The organism is Nocardioides sp. JQ2195 (assembly GCF_012272695.1).
Classification (GTDB): Bacteria; Actinomycetota; Actinomycetes; order Propionibacteriales; family Nocardioidaceae; genus Nocardioides.
In genome coordinates, this window is sequence record NZ_CP050902.1 from 1,798,704 (window position 1) to 1,816,505 (window position 17,802).

General features: G+C 69.5%; 16 protein-coding genes. 8 read left to right on the forward strand and 8 right to left on the reverse strand.

Going from position 1 to position 17,802, the window contains the following annotated elements; all coding sequences use genetic code 11:
- Positions 1-59 precede the first annotated feature (59 nt).
- From ncot_RS08540 to ncot_RS08555, 4 genes are all read left to right on the forward strand, one after another.
- The gene (locus tag ncot_RS08540) at positions 60-869 is read left to right on the forward strand and encodes a (Fe-S)-binding protein (protein ID WP_206065248.1); all 810 of its coding nucleotides are present in this window, start codon (positions 60-62) and stop codon (positions 867-869) included.
- Entirely contained in the window at positions 866-2,356 is a 1,491-nt protein-coding gene (locus ncot_RS08545) for a lactate utilization protein B (RefSeq protein WP_168617229.1), read from the forward strand. The genes ncot_RS08540 and ncot_RS08545 overlap by 4 nt, the downstream gene beginning before the upstream one ends.
- Positions 2,353-2,949 (forward strand): lactate utilization protein C, encoded by a 597-nt coding sequence (locus ncot_RS08550; protein WP_168617230.1) that lies wholly within the window; start codon positions 2,353-2,355, stop codon positions 2,947-2,949. Before ncot_RS08545 ends, ncot_RS08550 begins: the two co-directional genes overlap by 4 nt.
- Positions 2,950-3,088: 139 nt before the next feature.
- Positions 3,089-4,570 (forward strand): hypothetical protein, encoded by a 1,482-nt coding sequence (locus ncot_RS08555; protein ID WP_168617231.1) that lies wholly within the window; start codon positions 3,089-3,091, stop codon positions 4,568-4,570.
- Between the two features lie 104 nt (positions 4,571-4,674).
- Here the strand turns inward: ncot_RS08555 and ncot_RS08560 are convergent, their stop codons facing one another.
- The 3 genes from ncot_RS08560 to ncot_RS19645 all read right to left on the reverse strand — a co-directional run bounded on the left by ncot_RS08560 (position 4,675) and on the right by ncot_RS19645 (position 8,099).
- Positions 4,675-5,403, reverse strand: a complete 729-nt coding sequence (locus tag ncot_RS08560; RefSeq protein WP_240938136.1) for a M15 family metallopeptidase — start codon at positions 5,401-5,403, stop codon at positions 4,675-4,677.
- A 104-nt stretch (positions 5,404-5,507) separates the two neighbouring features.
- Positions 5,508-6,587, reverse strand: coding sequence for a methyltransferase domain-containing protein (locus ncot_RS08565; RefSeq protein WP_206065250.1), 1,080 nt, complete (start codon positions 6,585-6,587; stop codon positions 5,508-5,510).
- Positions 6,588-6,779: 192 nt separating this feature from the next.
- Positions 6,780-8,099: a GrpB family protein gene (locus ncot_RS19645; protein WP_240938137.1), complete on the reverse strand. Its 1,320-nt coding sequence runs from the start codon at positions 8,097-8,099 to the stop codon at positions 6,780-6,782.
- 211 nt (positions 8,100-8,310) lie between these two features.
- Between ncot_RS19645 and ncot_RS08575 the strand changes: the two genes are divergently transcribed.
- A complete protein-coding gene (locus tag ncot_RS08575; protein ID WP_168617234.1) occupies positions 8,311-8,721 on the forward strand; it encodes a hypothetical protein in 411 nt (136 codons plus the stop codon).
- Between the two features lie 107 nt (positions 8,722-8,828).
- On the opposite strand, the gene ncot_RS08580 is transcribed toward ncot_RS08575, so the two are convergent.
- Together ncot_RS08580 and ncot_RS08585 are read right to left on the reverse strand one after the other, a co-directional pair.
- Positions 8,829-10,415 (reverse strand): hypothetical protein, encoded by a 1,587-nt coding sequence (locus tag ncot_RS08580; RefSeq protein WP_168617235.1) that lies wholly within the window; start codon positions 10,413-10,415, stop codon positions 8,829-8,831.
- 286 nt (positions 10,416-10,701) lie between these two features.
- Positions 10,702-11,427: a PaaX family transcriptional regulator C-terminal domain-containing protein gene (locus ncot_RS08585; RefSeq protein WP_168617236.1), complete on the reverse strand. Its 726-nt coding sequence runs from the start codon at positions 11,425-11,427 to the stop codon at positions 10,702-10,704.
- An 85-nt stretch (positions 11,428-11,512) separates the two neighbouring features.
- Here ncot_RS08585 and ncot_RS08590 point away from each other — a divergent pair, with 85 nt between their 5' ends.
- A complete protein-coding gene (locus tag ncot_RS08590; RefSeq protein ID WP_168617237.1) occupies positions 11,513-13,129 on the forward strand; it encodes an acyl-CoA dehydrogenase family protein in 1,617 nt (538 codons plus the stop codon).
- A 138-nt stretch (positions 13,130-13,267) separates the two neighbouring features.
- Here the strand turns inward: ncot_RS08590 and ncot_RS08595 are convergent, their stop codons facing one another.
- The gene (locus ncot_RS08595; protein ID WP_168617238.1) at positions 13,268-13,741 is read right to left on the reverse strand and encodes a nicotinamide-nucleotide amidohydrolase family protein; all 474 of its coding nucleotides are present in this window, start codon (positions 13,739-13,741) and stop codon (positions 13,268-13,270) included.
- Between the two features lie 168 nt (positions 13,742-13,909).
- A complete protein-coding gene (locus ncot_RS08600; protein WP_168617239.1) occupies positions 13,910-14,728 on the reverse strand; it encodes a DUF1206 domain-containing protein in 819 nt (272 codons plus the stop codon).
- 68 nt (positions 14,729-14,796) lie between these two features.
- Here ncot_RS08600 and ncot_RS08605 point away from each other — a divergent pair, with 68 nt between their 5' ends.
- Both ncot_RS08605 and mraY read left to right on the forward strand, forming a co-directional pair.
- The gene (locus tag ncot_RS08605) at positions 14,797-15,834 is read left to right on the forward strand and encodes an FUSC family protein (protein WP_168617240.1); all 1,038 of its coding nucleotides are present in this window, start codon (positions 14,797-14,799) and stop codon (positions 15,832-15,834) included.
- Positions 15,835-16,159: 325 nt separating this feature from the next.
- A complete protein-coding gene (gene mraY, locus ncot_RS08610) occupies positions 16,160-17,245 on the forward strand; it encodes a phospho-N-acetylmuramoyl-pentapeptide-transferase (protein WP_168617241.1) in 1,086 nt (361 codons plus the stop codon).
- Between the two features lie 15 nt (positions 17,246-17,260).
- Here the strand turns inward: mraY and ncot_RS08615 are convergent, their stop codons facing one another.
- Positions 17,261-17,716 carry an NUDIX domain-containing protein gene (locus ncot_RS08615; RefSeq protein WP_168617242.1) on the reverse strand — a complete coding sequence of 152 codons (456 nt, stop codon included), beginning with the start codon at positions 17,714-17,716 and terminating at the stop codon, positions 17,261-17,263.
- Positions 17,717-17,802 lie beyond the last annotated feature (86 nt).

Here is a 17,802-nt window from a genome sequence, read left to right on the forward strand (position 1 = left end):
TCCGGCGTCTCGCAGTCTCGGTGCGTGCACCCCACGACGCGGAGTCGTAGTGTCGCCACATGGACACCCAGGAGGCGGCCGGGGTGCGGGTCGGACTGATGATCACCTGCATCAATGACGCGATGTTCCCCGACACGGGGAAGTCCGTGGTGCGGTTGTTGCGTCGTCTCGGTGTCGAGGTGGAGTTCCCACCGGCCCAGACCTGTTGCGGACAACCGATGGTCAACACCGGCTACTTCGACGAGGCGGTGCCGATGGTGCGCAACTTCGTGGATGCGTTCGCCGGCTACGACTACGTGGTCACGCCGAGCGGGTCCTGCACCGGCAGCGCTCGTCACCAGCACCAGATCGTGGCCCGTCGATCCGGTGACCCGGGTCTGGTCCGGGCAGTGGAGGAGGTCGCGCCACGAGTCGTCGAGCTCAGTGAGTTCCTCGTCGACGTGCTCGGCGTGGTCGACGTGGGCGCCTACTTCCCGCACCAGGTGACCTATCACCCGACCTGCCACTCCCTGCGGATGCTGGGGGTCGGTGACCGACCGACCCGCCTCCTCGGCGCGGTGCGGGGCCTCCGGTTGGTCGAGCTGCCGGCGGCGGAGCAGTGTTGCGGCTTCGGTGGGACGTTCGCGGTCAAGAACGCCGACACCTCGGTGGCGATGGGCTCCGACAAGGCCCGTCACGTGCTGGACACGGGGGCGGAGGTTCTGGTGGCCGGTGACAACTCGTGCCTCATGCACATCGGGGGGATCCTCTCGAGACAGCGATCCGGGATCCGGGTGATGCACCTGGCCGACGTCCTGGCCAGCACGGAGGGCGACGCCGGGCAGACCGGGGACGCCGGCCCGGCGAAGACCGAGGAGATGCTGCCATGAGTGCGACCTTCGTCGGCATGCCCGCCTTTCCGGAAGCCGCCCGCAGGGCACTGGAGAACACCCAGCAACGGCACAACCTGGCCCACGCCACGGGCACGATCCGTGACAAGCGGGCTGCGGTGGTCGCCGAGGTCGACGACTGGGAGGCACTGCGCCTGGCGGGTGCCGCGATCAAGGACCAGACGCTGCGCCACCTCGACGACCACCTGGTCGCGCTCGAGGCCGCGCTCCAGGAGCGTGGGGCCACGGTGCACTGGGCACGCGACGCCGAGGAAGCCTGTCGGATCGTCGCCGACGTGGCTCGCGCCCACGACGTCGACGAGGTCGTGAAGGTGAAGTCGATGGCCACCCAGGAGATCGGCCTCAACGAGGCGCTCGAGGCGGAGGGCATCTCCGCGTGGGAGACCGACCTGGCCGAGCTGATCGTGCAGCTGGGCGACGACCTGCCCTCCCACATCCTGGTGCCCGCGATCCACCGCAACCGCTCGGAGATCCGGGAGATCTTCCGCTCGGCGATGGGAGAGGTCGGCCGGCCGGCACCCGACCCGTTGAGCGACGACCCGGCGGACCTCGCCGGGGCCGCACGGCTGCACCTGCGCGAGAAGTTCCTGCGCGCGAGGATGGCGGTCTCCGGCGCCAACTTCGCGGTGGCCGAGACGGGCACCCTGGTGGTCGTCGAGTCCGAGGGGAACGGTCGCATGTGCCTGACCCTGCCCGAGGTCCTGGTGTCGGTGGTCGGCATCGAGAAGGTGGTGCCGACCTGGCAGGACCTCGAGGTGTTCCTGCAGCTGTTGCCGCGCTCCTCGACCGGGGAGCGAATGAATCCCTACACCTCGACCTGGACCGGTGCGGTGCCCGGCGACGGTCCCCAGGAGGTGCACGTGGTGCTCCTCGACAACGGCCGCACCCGGGCCCTAGCCGACGAGATGGGCCGCCAGGCGTTGCGGTGCATCCGGTGCTCGGCCTGCCTCAACGTCTGTCCGGTCTACGAACGCACCGGCGGCCATGCCTACGGCTCCGTCTATCCCGGGCCGATCGGTGCGATCCTCAACCCGCTGCTGAAGGGCACCGGTGTCGACGAGCAGACCGATTCGCTGCCCTATGCCTCGTCCCTGTGTGGTGCCTGCTTCGAGGCCTGCCCGGTGCGCATCGACATACCTTCCGTGCTGGTCGAGCTCCGTGGTCAGGTGGTCGATGCACATCGCGGCGGCGTGCCGAAGCCCGAGGCAGTGGCGATGCGAGGTGCCGGCTGGGTGCTCTCGTCATCCGCGCGTACGGCGCGGTCCGAGCGCGCAGCCGCGTTCGCCGGCCGACTGCTGAACCGCTTGCCCGGTGGCCGCAGGCAGGGTGATCGACGGGTCCTCGGCAGCATCCCGATGCCCGGCGCAGGAAGCGCGTGGTCGCAGGCCCGCGACGTGCCGGTGCCGGCGACGGAGTCCTTCCGTGACTGGTGGTCGCGGACCGACGGAGGGGAGGACGAGTCGTGAGCGCCCGTGACGACATCCTGGCCAGGGTCCGCGAAGCGGTGAGCGACGCGCCCGAGGTGGCCGAGCCGCCCCGCGACTACCGTCGTGCGCCCGAGCTGGCCGGGGAGGACCTGCTCGCCCAGTTCGTCGAACGGGTCGAGGACTACCGCGCCACCGTCACCCGGTGCACCGAGGCGGAGGTGCCCCGCGAGCTCGAGCGACTGCTCGACGGAGTCCTCCGGGTCGTGGTTCCTGACGGCTTCCCGTGGTCGGTGCCCGGCGGCGAGCCCGACAACGCGAAGTCGGCCGCGGAGCTGAACGACGTGGACGCGGTGGTGACCACCTCCTCGGTCGGCATCGCGGAGACCGGAACCGTGGTGCTCAGCCACGGTCCGGGCCAAGGGCGTCGGGCGCTGTCGCTGGTGCCCGACCTCCATGTCTGTGTGATCCACGCCGATCAGGTCGTGGCCGGTGTGAACGAAGCGGTCGGGATGCTCGACCCGCTCCAGCCACAGACCTGGATCAGCGGCCCCAGTGCCACGAGCGACATCGAGCTGTCGCGGGTCGAGGGTGTGCACGGCCCACGCACGCTCCACGTGCTGCTGGTGGAGTGATCCCCAACCCACGTTGGGAGAACCAGTCAAAAGTTAACTGCTCGATCCGCGCTCCCGGCGCTGCGCAACCGGGCGTCGGCTGACTACCTTGCCGTCGGTGGCCACCGCCCAGGGAGGCCGCGGACACCGAGGAGGCGCCATGGCTGGCGTGAGGAGACAGTTGCGCATCGCGCTGGCCGGGGCATCGGCACTGCTGGCGGTCGGCGCGGCCACGTTCGGGATGAGCAACGGCCATGCCGAGATGGCCAGGTGGGAGACGGCCCGCACGGCCCTGACGAGTGACACCGTGCCCAACCGCGTGCACGATCACTCGACGCACGACCACGGTGCTGGGTCCGACCCGCACAGCCACGGCTCGATCACCTCGAAGCCGCAGGCGCAACCCTCGCGCGGGATGGTCTACGCGAGCTTGACGGTGGCCAGGTCCGGAGCCTGCAAGGGTCTCTACGCCGTCAAGGGCAAGGGTGCGTGCTCGCACGGACCCGACGCGCCCCCCGCCGGTCACGACGTACGACGTGATGTCCAGCCCGTGGCCGGGTTGGACACCCAGTCGGCGGCGACCGCGGTGAACTGCTTCGGCAACGGCACGGACGGCAACCGGGTGCAGGTGCTCTACGTCTACTCGGGCACCAGCCGCTACCAGCAGTACCTCGCGTCGTTCCAGACGTGGGCCCGGGGTATGGACGACATCTACAACGACTCTGCCGCCAAGACCGGGGGAGAGCGGCACATCCGTTTCGTGACGGACGAGGACTGCGTCCCGACGGTCACGCCGGTCCAGGTCAGCAGCGGTGCGATGGGCGACTTCGGCTGGATGATCGACGAGCTGCGCAACCGGGGCTTCGACCGCACCGATCGGAAGTACACCGTCTTCGGTGATGCCAACGTCTACTGCGGCATCGGTGAGTTCGCCGGCGACACCCGCAAGACTGCGGACAACCACTCCAACTTCGGGCCGAGCTTCGCCCGGACTGACGCGGGTTGCTGGGGTCCGCAGGTGATCGCCCACGAGCTCGGCCACAACCTGGGCGCGGTCAACAACAACGCCCCGAGCTCCACTGGCGGTGCGCACTGCACCGACGAGTACGACGTGATGTGCTACTCCGACTCGCCCTACTACCCGCCGATGCGCTTCGTCTGCGCGGCGAGCCAGGAGAGCCTGCTCGACTGCGGCAACAACGACTACTTCAACACCAGCCCGCCGGCCGGCTCCTACTTGGCGAACTACTGGAACATGGCCGACAGCGTCTTCCTCGAGCGCAGTGATGGCGACGACCCTGGCCCCGACCCGGACCCCGACCCGGAGCAGTGCACCGGCTTCGGGAACTCCCAGACCGGTCGCCTCGACCAGGGCGGGGACGCCCGGGTCCCGGACGGCAACTACTACTGGAGCCGGTATGCCGGCCGGCACACTGCCTGCCTGGCGGGTCCGGACGGCACCGACTTCGATCTCTACTTCCAGAAGTGGAACGGCTCGAGCTGGGTGACCGTGCAGAAGAGCGCGACCGAGACCTCGGACGAGGCGATCGACTACCAGGGCGACAGCGGCTACTACCGCTACTGGATCGACGCGTGGTCAGGTTCCGGCGCCTGGACCATGGGTTGGTCCGCACCCCGCTGAGCGTCGACTCGCCCGGGTTGTGCGGGCGTGAACACCGGAGGGCCGTCGCTCGCGGACGCGACGGTCCGCCGGGCTCCACGCTCGCCCAGGTCGACTGGGGTGGGTCAGATGCCGCAGCTCGGTGCGCTCCACGTGCGACCGGAGCGGATGTCGACGTGCACGTGGTCGTTGTGCCCGGGATAGCCGGGACCGAAGATCGCGCCGTAGCCGATGTAGCGGGCGGTCCTGGCCATGTTGCAGAACGTGTTGTTGCCGTTGACGGGCACGATGTCGATCGCGCGACCGTAGGTGTGCTGGCCGGTGCCGGAGCCGCCGACGGCCCGGTCACAGGACTGGGAGCGGAAGCCCGACGTGACCCGCACCGGCTTGTCGCCCATGCGGTGACGCAGTGCCTCGGCACGCCACATCGAGCGCAGCAGGTTGGTCCTCACGGTGGTCGCGCTCACCGAACCGCCGCTGTAGCCGCCCGCGCCGCATCCCCCGTCGACCTCGGCCCAGCTGAAGTGCAGGGGCGAGCAGTCCGCGTCCTGCAGGGCATGGATCTGGGCGAACGTGTTGGGTCCGGCGACACCGTCGGCACTCAGTCCGTAGGCAGCCTGGAAGTTCTTCACCGCCTGCGTGGTCTGGGGTCCGTAGCTTCCGTCGATGGCCATGTTGACTCCGTAGCCGGCCCAGCCGGCAACGCGTTCCTGGAGCTCGGCGACGTCGGAGCCGCTGCTGCCGGAACGCAGGGTGCGGTCCCACGTGTAGCAGGCGTCAGCGTTGGCTGGTGCAGCGCCGAGGAGGGCGATGCTGGAGATCGCCAGCACGAGGGCCGCGACCAGACTGGACATGCGTGTGAGCATGGGATCTCTCCTGTTCCCGAGAACGGCCCGAGGGCCCTTCCGCCCATCCCAGCGGTTCCCGGGCCACTTGTGAAGACCCGGTGGGTGAACGGTCAGGTGCGCGGGACACCGCGCCGCTCCAGCAGCACCATCACCTCGTGGTGGCGGGTCTGCGGGAACATGTCGAACAGGCCCGCGGCCGTGACGGCGTACGCCGGCATCGCGGCGAGGTCGCGGGCAAGCGTGGCGACGTTGCAGCTGGAGTAGACGAGGTGCGCCGGTCCGCCGTCCTCGAGCCGCCGGCAGAGCTCGGGGCCGATGCCGCGCCGGGGCGGGTTCATCACCACGAGATCGGGGGTGGTCTCGATCAGGTGCTGGGTGGCATCGCCGGCGAGCCACTCGCTGGTGCCCGCCGCAGCGAGCGCCGTGGCGCTGAGCTCGGCACTGCGAACGGCTTCCGACGACGACTCGACGCCGACCACGTGCTGGGCACCGTGGCCGAGCGCATGCAGTCCGAAACCGCCGACGCCGCAGTAGAGGTCGAGCACGGTGGCCGGCTGCAACCCCTCGACCCAGGTGCGGGCGCGGGCGTAGAGCGCGGCCGCGATGGCCGTGTTGGTCTGGAAGAAGCTCTGCGGCCGCAGGTGCAGGGTGACGTCGTTGACCCGCATCGGCAGGGTGTCGTGGTCGGTGAGGATCTGCTCGTCCGGGCCCTCCAGCACTGCCTTGTGCTCGGGCTGGAGGTTCACGCTGACCACGCGTGCCTCCGGCAGGTGCTGGCGGATGGCGCCGAGGTCGATGCGTCGCAGCTGCCCGGGAGAGCGGAGCACGAAGCGCAGCATCGCGTCGCCGTCGGGTGAGTGGGTCACCAGCAGGTGCTTGAGCTCGCCGTTGCGGCTCGCCACGTCGTACGGCGTGAGCTGGAGGTCGGCGACCAGGGTCGGGAGTCGGTGCACGATGTCGGCGAGCCCGGGTTCGTAGAGCCCGCAACCGGTCAGGTCGACGCCACGCAGGTGGCCGTCGAGGATGCCCAGCGTGGGCTCGCCGCGACTCCCGCCGACCACGAGCTTGGCCTTGTTGCGGAAGCCCGCCTCCGGGCCCACGGTGGGCAGGTCCCAGGTGATGCCCGGACCCAGTGCCGCAGCGACTTCCTGCTGCTTGCGCGCCACCTGGTCGCCATACGGTTCACCCATGTGGGTGCACGATCGGCACACACCCGCGTCGAAGTAGCCACACTGCACGCGCACACGATACGGGGACGTGCCCCGGGACGCCGCGCCGTCTGTGGCGCTCGCTACCCGAGCAGGCCCCGCGTTCGTCGGTCGGGTGGCGGCGAGGCACGAGACGACGTGCCGAGAGCAGCCCGCCGCGAGGCAGGGCGCGGCTCAGGCGTCAGGGTCGTTGAGCCGATGGATCTCTCGCAGCTCCTCGGCCGTCAGGTCCGACTCGGCCAGGACCTCCTGGAGGACCAGCGACTTGCGCGCTGTGTAGGTCTCGATGTCCATGTCCGGGTGGTCCGCGAGCTGCCGCTTCACCGCGGCATACGCATCACGCAGGTCAGCTCGCCGGCGGAGCACGTCACGCACGGCCAGGTGGTTGCGCACGCCGAGGGTGCCGGCCGTACACAGATAGACGTTGCGACGCGGATCCGCATCGGGAGCGAAGAAGGCCTCACGATCCTTCACCCCGAGGTCGCCGCGGTGCTGATAGCCGAGGTCCTCCATGGCCCGGATCGCTCGCGACACGTCGTCCGCGTCGACGACCACGTCGATGTCGAGGACCGGTTTTGCAGCCAGACCCGGCACCGAGGTGGAGCCGACGTGCTCGACCTCGCTGGCGATGCCTTCGAGTCCGGCGTGCAGCTCGGCAGCGACGCACTCGAACTGGTCGGACCACGAGTCGTCGTGGGCCACGACCTCGATCGGGGTCGCGGCGTTCGGGCGCACGGTCAACACCTGGGCGAGGGTGCCGATCGGACCGTGCACGTCGTGGAGCGTGCTGCTGGTCAGCCCGACTCCCGTGACGCCGAAGGAAACCGTGGTGTCGAAGCCGACCCACTCACCGCGCGGCTGGCGGAAGAGGTGGGCCGTCAGGTCGACGTTCGGGAACGCGACCTCACCAGGGTCCGCGCGAACGTTCATGCCGTTGGCGATGTCGAAGAGTCCGGCGAAGGCGGCCAACCGGCTCGTGACCTCCCCTTCGACCAGTGCCAGGGGAGTGCGCACCCAGTAGCGCCCGCGACCGGGTTCGATCGGGTCGCGCCTGACGTCGGCGGATGCGATGAAGCCGCCCTGCCAGACGGCGCCCGCATCCCAGGGCGCCATCTCGTCAGGTCCGGGGAGGCCGGGGAGTGCCCCACCGGCGATGTCGGCGGTGGATCCGGGCTGGAGGAACCAGGCCCGGAGGATGACGCCAGCGCGGCCATCGTGGGACAGCGTGGCCTGGACCAGCTCGATGGTGCGCCCGGGTCGGAGCACCTCGATCTCGATGTCGACGACGTCGACCGGCAGTGTGCCGAGGATGTCGTAGGAGAGCCGGTTGATGCGCAGCCTGTCACCGGGCCGACGCGCCGCGTGGTCGAGCTCGAGGGCGTGGGCGAGCAGGCCGAGCGCCGGGGCGATGTGTTGGGTCTCGATGTCCCAGGCGCCGCTGACGTGCTCGGTGGCGCGAAAGGTGCTCGGTCCCAGGCGTTGGAAGTAGGACATGGCCTCAGCTCTCGATCGACGTGCGCTCGTCATCCTGTCAGTCGCTGATCGGTGCCCGGGCGCGGGTCGGTCTTCCCGGCACCGCTTCCCGGAACCGCTGCTGGGCACCGCTCCCGGAACCGCGCCCCGGCACCCGGTCCGGGGAACCGGATCCCGGCACCCGGGTCCGGGCCATCGGGAACCGGATCCGAGGCTGGTGCGTCCCACGGGCATGAACAAGCACAGCGTGGTCGTGACCCTCCTGGCCGTGGCCGGCCTCCTCGTCGGCGCCTGCGCGGGTGGCCGGACGGACGTCGAGGAACGGGTCGGACCGGTGACGCTCGAGGTCGTCAGCCAGGACTGGTCGGGTTGGAGCAAGGAACAGCCCGACCCGGAGAACACCCGGGTCAGCGTCTCGCAGGGGGACACGTTCAGCGTGCCCGTGATCGGGGACGACGTCGTGGTCAGGGTCTCCGAGGTTCATGACGAGGGCATGTGGATCGAGACCGACCAGGACCTGATGCGGAAGGACGACGGGTTCGACGATGCGGACGACGAGTTCGAGCTCGAGAACGGTGTGCCGCTCGAGCTGACCACCACGACCATGGATGCAGGGACGACGATCACGCTCACCATCGCGTGACGCGGCGAGCCCCACCTGTCTGACCGAGCTCGGGTCGTGTGTGGTCGAGGGGGAGCTGAGCGCCGGCCGGTGGCCAGCACTGACGTCTCGTGTCGCAGGTCGTGCGATCAGGCCGTGAGTGTGAAGGAGGTCGGTGGCTGGTTGGGGTGGACGAGGCCGAGGTCTGCTCCGAGGCCGTGGTCGTCACCGGTGGTGAGCAGGTCGATGGCGAGCTCGTGGTCGTCGTGGTGGTCGGAGAAGACCAGTGCGCCGAGCCACGCGGGCAGGTGGTGGGTGCCGGTCTGGTCGACCAGTCGGTAGCGGTGATGTCGGGTGCGCCAGACGTAGAGGTCGGGCACGGGTTGTCGCAGGGCCAGGACTCCGGCGGTCTTGATGCGGTGGTGGTGTCGGCTCATCGGGCCGGCGTTGTCGATCCGGGTCTGGCCCGGCGGGCCGTGCGGGTCGTAGGGGATGGTGTGGTCGATGTCCATGTGGTGGGTGGTGTTGACCGCGTGCGGGTAGCAATCGGCGGGCGACCGGGTCAGCACGGCCTCACGAAGGGCCCCGGTGAACGCGTAGGAGTCGACCGGTCGGGTTGCCCAGGGGTCGAGCACCGGTCGGATGCTCACCTCGGTCAGCCGCAGCACCGCCAGTGCCTCGGCCAGGGTGGTCGGGCCGTGGCCCTCGATCTTGGCCACACCCCCAGCAACGGTGCCGCTCGTGCTCGCCCGGGCCATCGCCTGCACCGCATCCTCGGACAGGTGCAGGTGGACGATGGTGGTGGCCCTGGCACGCGACGGCACCGGCTCGGTCGAGTCGGCCAGGATGGCCAGCGCGGACTCCGGGCTGCCGATCAGCAGGCCCAACGCCCGGGACCGGGCCACCGAGATGGAGTCGAGGTGTCGGCGGGGAACACCGGCGGCCAGGTCGGTGGCCAGCAACTTCTCGGCCAGCCGCTGGACCTGGGCATCACCCACGATGGCCTCGGCCGCGGTGAGCTTGGCATACAGGCCCTTGAAGCCGCGCCGGGTGGAGGGATTGAACGTCACGAAACGCGGGTCCGGCTCGTCGCGCTCGTCCCCGGAGGAGGACCCACCCCCGGCACCATCACCCCCGGAGCCTTCAGTGCCGGAGCCTTCAGGGCCGGAGTCGCCGGACCCCGCATCCGCGGCTGCTTCGGCCTCGGCGGTCTCGGCGAGCAGCACCAGTGCTTCGAGCCGCTCGAGCAGACGGCCGGTCGGCAGCGACCCGACCAGGTCGACCAGGTCGGTGGCGATCAGGTGAGCCGACTGGGGCGTGAGGTGACGGGTGAGCGCGGCGATGCGGCGCAGCACCCACACCTCGACCGTGGTGGTGGTGCACGTCAGCTGCCACAACGGGCTCAACCGGTGACGCAGGTCGAGGGCATCGGCAATCAGCCTGCGCGCCGACTCCGGGTGCACCCCCAAGGACACCGCCAGCTCGGCCGTGGCGAACTGTGCCACCACCGGAGTGCCCTCACCGCCCCAGCGCCGGAACACTGGGTGCTCCCGCCGCGCACCGGGCTCATCGGTGGCACCATGCCCACGGGTGACGCCCTCGTGGTCGCCGTGCAGGTCCGCCCAGTGGGCCGCGCTGTGCAGCACGCTCACCTCGGCACCGCGACGCGCAGCCACGGCAGCATCGACCACAGTGAGCGTCTCACCGGTGCCGAGACCTGCCATCGCTGTCGTCATGTCCTCGACCCAACACCTGACCACCGACAACGCAGCCCGGAAACCACCCCCTGGTCTCAGCATGCGGACAACTGCGGAAAATGGTTCCACCGCGCGAGGTCGCCGCGGCCGCACAGGTCTGGCTCGGTGGTGGGCCGAGGATCCGGTCAGCGAGCTTTGCCCGCGTCGGTTGCGGACCAGCCAGCGACTCGTCGAGGATCTCCTCGCACCGAGAACCGGCGGCGCATCGCCGAACTCCATGTGGTCGGGGTGGGCCTGCTTCGCATGGACGATGGAGTGGCTGCCGCTAGTGGGTCAGCTCGCGCAGCTCGGCCTGGTAGGCGGCGTACGCCGTCCTCAGCTCGCGTCCCGGCCAGTCGGCAGGCAACAGCGAGACCGGCAGCAACGGATCGGTGGTCAGGTGACGCACCAGCTCGGCAGCCGTGGCCAGACGCCGTGCCGGGCTGTCCCTCTGGGTCAGTCGTTCCAGCAGTGCGCGACCTCGTGAGGCCCAGTCAGTCAGGTCCCAGAGCTGGTCGGTCAACGCCGCGGGATCGTCGGGGCGAGCCGAGAAGGTGCTCAGCACCGGATCATTGACCGGGGGGCGGCGCAGGTTGTCGGGCCGGGTCCAGACGCCTTCGCGCAGCTCCGCGAGCCGGGCCGCGGCAAGGGTGTCCCGGAGAGCCGCGCGTTCCGACCCGGGTCGACCGGTCACCACCACGACGGCCATCTCCCAGTCACCGGCCCAGTCGCCTTCGGCGTCCTCGACCGCCTCGTCCTGTCGTCGTTGCCGGGCCAGCAGCCGCTGGCCGAGGACGTAGTCACCGTCCTCGCGCAGCAGGTCACCCGACGAGACAGCCCTGGTCAACGCGACCCGCAGGGTGGGGACCGGTATGTCGAAGAACGTGCCGGCCCGGGTCAGCTGCGCCGACGAGAGTCGGTCCGGGTGCGAGCCCAGGAGCATGCTCAGCACCACCGACCGGGCCGAGAGCAGCGGGGCCGCAGTGGTCGAGGGGGTGGCAGGGCGTGGCATGCGAGAAGACTGGCACGCTACAGATGTCGACACAACTGTTGTATGAACTGTAATGTGGAGGTGGATCCAACGGAAGGTGAACGAGATGACCGCGACCCACGACGTCTTCAACCAGGCACCTCTCCTGGAGGGCCACGACACCAGCGACGACGCCGCCCTGCGCGAGGGCATCGAGCGTCAGGGTGCCGGCTGGGCGATGGGGGAGATCGCCGAGCTGGGCAGGCTGGCCAGCTCGGCACAGGCCCAGGAGTGGGCGCGCGTCGCCGAGCGGGACAAGCCGATCCTGCACACCCACGACCGGTTCGGTCACCGGGTCGATGAGGTCGAGTACACCCCGGCCTACCACGAGCTGATGAAGGTCGCCGTCGGTCACGGGCTGCACGCCGCGCCGTGGGCCGACGAACGTCCCGGTGCCCACGTGGCGCGCGCGGCGAAGTTCATGGTGTGGAACGTCGACGCCGGCCACGGGTGCCCGATCTCGATGACGTATGCAGCCGTGCCGGCCCTGCGCGCCAACTCCGAGCTGGCCGCAACCTTCGAGCCCCTGCTCACGAACCGCGAGTACGACTTCGGGTTGCGCGATCCCTCCACCAAGCGCGGCCTGATCGCCGGCATGTCGATGACCGAGAAGCAGGGCGGTTCCGACGTACGCGCGAACACCACGACCGCAACGCCGGTCGGCGACGGTGCCTACGAGCTGGTCGGCCACAAGTGGTTCACCTCGGCTCCGATGAGCGACCTGTTCCTGACCCTGGCTCAGGCGCCCGGCGGCCTCTCGTGCTTCCTGGTGCCGCGCGTGCTGCCCGGTGGAGAGCTCAACCCGCTGCACCTGATGCGGCTCAAGGACAAGATGGGCAACAGGTCCAACGCGTCCTCCGAGATCGAGTACGACGGCGCCGTCGGCTGGCTCGTGGGGGAGGAGGGGCGCGGTGTGCGCACCATCGTCGAGATGGTCAACATGACCCGCCTCGACTGCATCATCGGATCGTCGATGGGCATGCGCTCGGCCCTCGTGCAGGCTGCCCACCACACCCGCCACCGCGAGGCCTTCGGCAGGGCGCTGGTCGATCAACCACTGATGCGCAACGTGTTGGCCGACCTCACCGTCGAGTCCGAAGCGGCCACGACCGCCATGCTCCGACTGGCCGGCGCCAACGACCGCGCGATCCGTGGCGACGAAGGTGAGGCAGCGCTGCGACGGATCGCCGTGGCGGTGACGAAGTACTACGTCTGCAAGCGCGCGCCGATGGCTGCGGGGGAGGCCCTCGAGTGTCTCGGCGGCAACGGCTACATCGAGGACTCCGGGCTGCCCCGGATCTATCGCGAGATGCCCCTGCTCTCCATCTGGGAGGGCTCCGGCAACGTCGCCGCCCTCGATGCGCTGCGTGCGGTCGGCAAGGAACCGCACACCTTGGACGCGTTCTTCGCCGAGGCCGAGCTGGCCAGCGGTGCCGACACCCGTTATGACGAGGCCGTGGCCCGGTTGAAGAAGGAGTTCACCTCCTTCGACGACCTCGAGATGCGGGCCCGGCGCATCGTCGAGCAGATGGCGTTGGTCTTCCAGGGCAGCCAGTTGGTGCGGCATGCGCCGGCCGCGGTCTCCGACGCGTTCTGTGCCTCACGTCTCGATCGCGATTGGGGCGGTGCGTTCGGCACGTTGCCGCCGCGTCTCGACCTGGACCCGATCCTCGCTCGCGCCTGACCTGCCCGCAGGCGCTCATTTGAGCAGGAAGTTGAGGCCCGTTCTCCGCCGTGGGCGTTCGGCCGCACCCACGGCGCACTGAACTTCCTGTCCAAATGAACGCTATCGCTCCGCGGAGCGATGAGCTGGTGCCGACGGTCAGTCGCCGAGGGCTTCGAGGAGGAGCTCCAGTGACGCGGTGACGGAGTCGGCGCGCACCTGGGCCCGGTTGCCGTCGAGCTGCAGCCGGCGATGCCGGACGGCGCCCGCGGAGGCCACCGCGACGTGGACCAGGCCGACCGGCTTGTCCGGCGTACCGCCGCCGGGTCCGGCCACGCCGGTCGTGGAGACGCCGTACGTCGTCCCGAGCCGCGCGCGTGCGCCCTGGGCCATCGCGACGGCGACCTCCTCGCTCACCGCGCCGACCCGTGCGAGCAGGTCCTCCGGGACACCGACCTCGGCGGTCTTGGCCTCGTTGGCATAGGTGACGAACCCGCCGATCAGGTAGGCCGAGGAGCCCGGTCTGTCGGCCAGACGACCCGCGACGAGGCCTGCGGTGCAGGACTCCGCCGTGGCCACGGTGGCCTCGCGCGCGAGCAGGGCAGCGGCCAGGCGTTCGTCGAGGGTGGTCATGGGGTGATCGTAGGTCCACGGTTCTCGCCGGCCGGGCGGACATCGCTCGCGCCACGTGCCTCTGCGCGTCTGCGTGGTTCCCCGGCGACGAGAACCGCTCGAACGTGCGGAGGCGTCGCGCTCATGTGAGAGCGGGGGGCCTGCCCGCCCAAGGGCTGCGCCGGAGGGTCAGCGGTCGATGTGGCGTGCCCAGGCGAAGCAGAACAGGCCGAATGCAGCGAAGCCCGCACCGAAGAAGCCCGTCAGGACAGGACCGAAGGGTTGATCCAGCACGACGCGGAGGGCCTGGTCGAGGCCTCCCGACTTCTTCGGCTCATGGCTCACTGCCGCATAGCCGAAGAGGGCAGCCACGCCCAGGACGGCAGCGCCCTTCGCGACATGGCCGATCCTTCCGAGCCAGACATAGACGGTGCCGGTGTGCCCGCGGGTGCCGTCGGCCTCGATGTCTTCGAGGAAGCGATCGGTGAAGCCCTTGAAGATCAGGAAGGCTCCGACGCCGGCGACACCCAGGGCGACGAGACCGGCGAGGAGCTGACCGACTGGCAGGTCCATCAGTCGGGCGCTGGCCGAGTCCGTGCCGTTCTCCTTCGAGGACCCCGCGCCCGCGGCCACCCGGAACGCACTCGTCGCGACCGCCGCATAGACGATGGCCTTGCCGAGACTGGTCAGGCGCTTGCGCAGCCGCGTGATGCCGTCGTGGCGACGATGTCCGACCAACGCCTCGATCAGTTGCCACACGACCAGCAGCACCATGCCGATCGCGACGGCCCAGACGATGACCGTGCCGAACGGTTGCTCGGCGAGCTGCCGGATCGCGCCACTGCTGTCGGCCTTGCCCTCGCGGTCCCCGAAGGCGAGCGAGATGGCGAGCCAGCCCAGCACCAGGTGCACGACCCCGAAGGTGACCAGGCCAAGGCGCGCCACGTGGTCGAGAGCCGGGTGGTCATCGACCGCGCGTGCCGTGGCGCGCGCCCCTCCAGTCGTCATGGCGAGAGTCTAGGCGCGGGCCGTGGCGTGCGCGGCCCGAACGCCCGGTCTGGCCCTACGCTGACGACATGCGATTCACGGACGCCTTTCGCGCCTCCGAACGGGCGCCCCTCCTCCAGATGGTGAAGACCGCGCTGGCCACCATGCTGGCGTGGATCGTCGCCGGGCTGGCCATCCCCGACGGGCCGCCTCCGGTGTTCGCCGCGATCGCCGCGATGTTGGTGGTGCAACCGAGCCTCAACCAGTCCTTGTTCAAGGGCATCGAGCGAAGTGTCGGAGTGATCGCGGGAGTGGTGCTCGCCTCGGGTCTGTCGATCGCGTTCGGTGGTGCCTCGTGGGTGGTCCTGTTGGCGGTCTCCGCCTCACTTGCCCTCGCTTGGGGCCTGCGCATGACGACCGGGTCGGCCAACCAGGTCGCCATCAGCGCGTTGCTGGTGCTGGCCATCGGGTCCTCGTCGTCGGGCTATGCGACGTACCGGATCCTGGAGACGTTCCTCGGCGCCGTCATCGGCATCATCGTCCACCTCGTCCTGGTTCCACCGGTCGCGCTGGTGCCGGCCCACCGGGCACTGGACGCGCTGGGGGAGGAGATCGCCGTATCCCTGGAGCGATTGGCGCACGCACTGACGAGGAAGCACTCGTCGCGTGAGCTGCGCGAGCTGATGACCGAGGCCCGTCAGCTGCATGCGCTGTGCGAGGCCACGGACGAGGCACTCGACCAGGCCGAGGACTCACTGGCGCTCAACCCACGTGGTCGTCACCACCGCGAGGACCTGGCCGCGATGCGCGACAGCGTCGAGAACCTGAGCCTCATCGTCACCCAGGTCCTCGGCATGACGCGGGCCTACGTCGACCAGTACGACGACAGCGTCAGCAACGAGCCCGCGGTCCAGGCGATCGCCGAGGAGCTCCGTCGCGCCGCCCATGACACGCGGCGTGAGCTGCGGATCACCCTGGCCACTCGTTACGAGACGTTCGCGGAGACAGCCCCGGCGTTGACCGCGCCACTCGTGTTCCAAGCCCCGAAGGGCATGCGCTGGATCCTGGTGGGCTCGCTGATGGAAGACCTGCGCCGCATCCGTGAGGAGCTCGGCGCCCGCGGATGAGTGAGACCCTGTGGGTTGGCGCGGAGGGGGCCTCCTTCGCCCGACGCTCCCTCGGGACCGGACCGAGAGCTCGATCCTCGTCGAGTCACCGAAGGCGCCCTCAGCAGGGTCTGTGGCGGCGTTGGAATCGGTCGACAGGCGGCCGACTTTCGCACCGAACTCTCTCCTCTGAGATCGGACGCGCAGGTTCGGCCGCGACACGGGTCGATGCCTTTGCCAGGCACCTGTCGAAATGGTTTTCTGTCACGGTTCTGCCCGCGGCGAGCTCGACCTTGACCCCAACGGTCTGGAAGGCACGCCCTGACACGATCGGTACGGGCTCGGGTTGAAGGCCATCTTGTTGAGCGGGGCATGCTCGCTCGTCCTGTCGTTGTTCCTGACCCGATGGGCGATCACGAAGTTCGCTGCGTGGGGCCTGGGCCAGTTGATCCGGGACGACGGCCCGACGACGCACCACGTGAAGCGAGGCACCCCGACCATGGGCGGCGCCGCGATCGTGGTCGCCGTGGTCGCCGGCTATGCAGTTGCCAAGCTGGTGACCTGGGAGCAACCGTCACGCGCGGGCGTCCTGGTGCTCTTCCTGCTCGTGGGCATGGCCACGGTCGGATTCGTCGACGACTTCATCAAGGTCAGGATGCAGCGCAGTCTTGGCCTTCGGAGCAAGGCCAAGCTGTTGGGGCAGACCGCTGTCGCCCTGGTCTTCGGCTTCCTCGCTCTCCGACCCAGCCACGGGGGAGGGGAGGACGTGGTCTCGCACAGGTTGTCGCTCGTCCGCGACGTCGGCCCAGCCCTGCCCTGGGTGATCGTGATGATCATCGTCTGGTTCATGGTGAGTGGGACCAGCAACGCCACGAATCTCATCGACGGACTCGACGGGCTGCTCGCGGGGAGCGCGGCGATGGTGTTCGGGGCCTACACCATCGTCGGCCTGTGGCAGAACAACCACCTGTGCGGAGCCGCCTCCGATGTGAACGGTCTCTGCTACGCAGTGGCCTCGCCGCTCGACCTGGCCACGGTTGCGTCCGCCCTCACCGGCGCCTGCTTCGGGTTCCTGTGGTGGAACGCCTCGCCGGCGAGGATCATCATGGGGGACACCGGGTCCCTCGCGCTCGGGGCTGCGATGGCCGGATTCGCCCTGGTGACCCGGACCGAGCTCCTCCTCGTCGTCCTGGGCGGGTTGTACGTCGCCGTCACCGCCTCGGTGATGATCCAGGTGTCGTGGTTCAAGTTCACCAGGCGAACCACCGGCGTGGGCAGGAGAGTCTTCAGGATGACGCCCTTGCATCATCACTTCGAGCTGCTCGGGTGGGAGCAGGTGACGATCGTGATCCGCTTCTGGATCATTGCCGGAGTCTGCGCGGCAGCAGCCCTGGGGATCTTCTACGGCGACTGGCTGGGGAGCCTGGGCTGATCCGCGCCCGGTCCCTCAGACGAGGGAGTCTGCGCGGTGCACGAGGTCGACGAGTTCCTCGGGGAAGTGGACGATCCCTGCCCTCATGAGCTCGTCCGTGCTCCACCAACGCCATGTGGTCATCGCCTCCAGCTCCAGCTCGGTCCATGCACGGTCCTCAAGGGACGTGTCCATCGTCCGGGCCGCGAAGAAGTGCTCGACCTGGCGCAGGGGAGTGCCGTGGTTGAGGAAGTCCACCTCCCGTCGGTGGAACGGGCCGGCCAGCTGCAGGCCCGTCATGCCGGTCTCCTCCAGCAGCTCGCGATGGGCGGCCTGCTCGAGGGTCTCGTCCTCGTCGACACCACCGCCGGCGGTGAACCAGAAGCGGACGGCGTCATCAGGGTCAGACAGGTCCCTGCCCTCGAACAGGAGCACACGGCCATGGGGGTCGAGGAGGACGATGCGTACGGCGACGCGGACTCCTGGTGCCATGCGACCGAGATTAGTGCGTGGTCTCCTGCCCGAAGACGCGCCGTTCGACACCACGGGACCGGTTCCCCGCGAAAGTCCTTCGCGTG

Bases quoted from the DNA above. Each gene is read 5' to 3' on its own strand.
- ncot_RS08585 (WP_168617236.1), bottom strand. From the start codon at position 11,427: ATGCCACGCCCTGCCACCCCCTCGACCACTGCGGCCCCGCTGCTCTCG.
- ncot_RS08565 (WP_206065250.1), bottom strand. From the start codon at position 6,587: ATGGGTGAACCGTATGGCGACCAGGTGGCGCGCAAGCAGCAGGAAGTC.
- ncot_RS08605 (WP_168617240.1), top strand. From the start codon at position 14,797: ATGCGATTCACGGACGCCTTTCGCGCCTCCGAACGGGCGCCCCTCCTC.
- ncot_RS08555 (WP_168617231.1), top strand. From the start codon at position 3,089: ATGGCTGGCGTGAGGAGACAGTTGCGCATCGCGCTGGCCGGGGCATCG.
- ncot_RS08600 (WP_168617239.1), bottom strand. From the start codon at position 14,728: ATGACGACTGGAGGGGCGCGCGCCACGGCACGCGCGGTCGATGACCAC.
- ncot_RS08590 (WP_168617237.1), top strand. From the start codon at position 11,513: ATGACCGCGACCCACGACGTCTTCAACCAGGCACCTCTCCTGGAGGGC.
- ncot_RS08615 (WP_168617242.1), bottom strand. From the start codon at position 17,716: ATGGCACCAGGAGTCCGCGTCGCCGTACGCATCGTCCTCCTCGACCCC.
- ncot_RS08560 (WP_240938136.1), bottom strand. From the start codon at position 5,403: ATGTCCAGTCTGGTCGCGGCCCTCGTGCTGGCGATCTCCAGCATCGCC.
- ncot_RS08575 (WP_168617234.1), top strand. From the start codon at position 8,311: ATGAACAAGCACAGCGTGGTCGTGACCCTCCTGGCCGTGGCCGGCCTC.
- ncot_RS08540 (WP_206065248.1), top strand. From the start codon at position 60: ATGGACACCCAGGAGGCGGCCGGGGTGCGGGTCGGACTGATGATCACC.
- ncot_RS08545 (WP_168617229.1), top strand. From the start codon at position 866: ATGAGTGCGACCTTCGTCGGCATGCCCGCCTTTCCGGAAGCCGCCCGC.
- ncot_RS08580 (WP_168617235.1), bottom strand. From the start codon at position 10,415: ATGACGACAGCGATGGCAGGTCTCGGCACCGGTGAGACGCTCACTGTG.
- ncot_RS08595 (WP_168617238.1), bottom strand. From the start codon at position 13,741: ATGACCACCCTCGACGAACGCCTGGCCGCTGCCCTGCTCGCGCGCGAG.
- ncot_RS19645 (WP_240938137.1), bottom strand. From the start codon at position 8,099: ATGTCCTACTTCCAACGCCTGGGACCGAGCACCTTTCGCGCCACCGAG.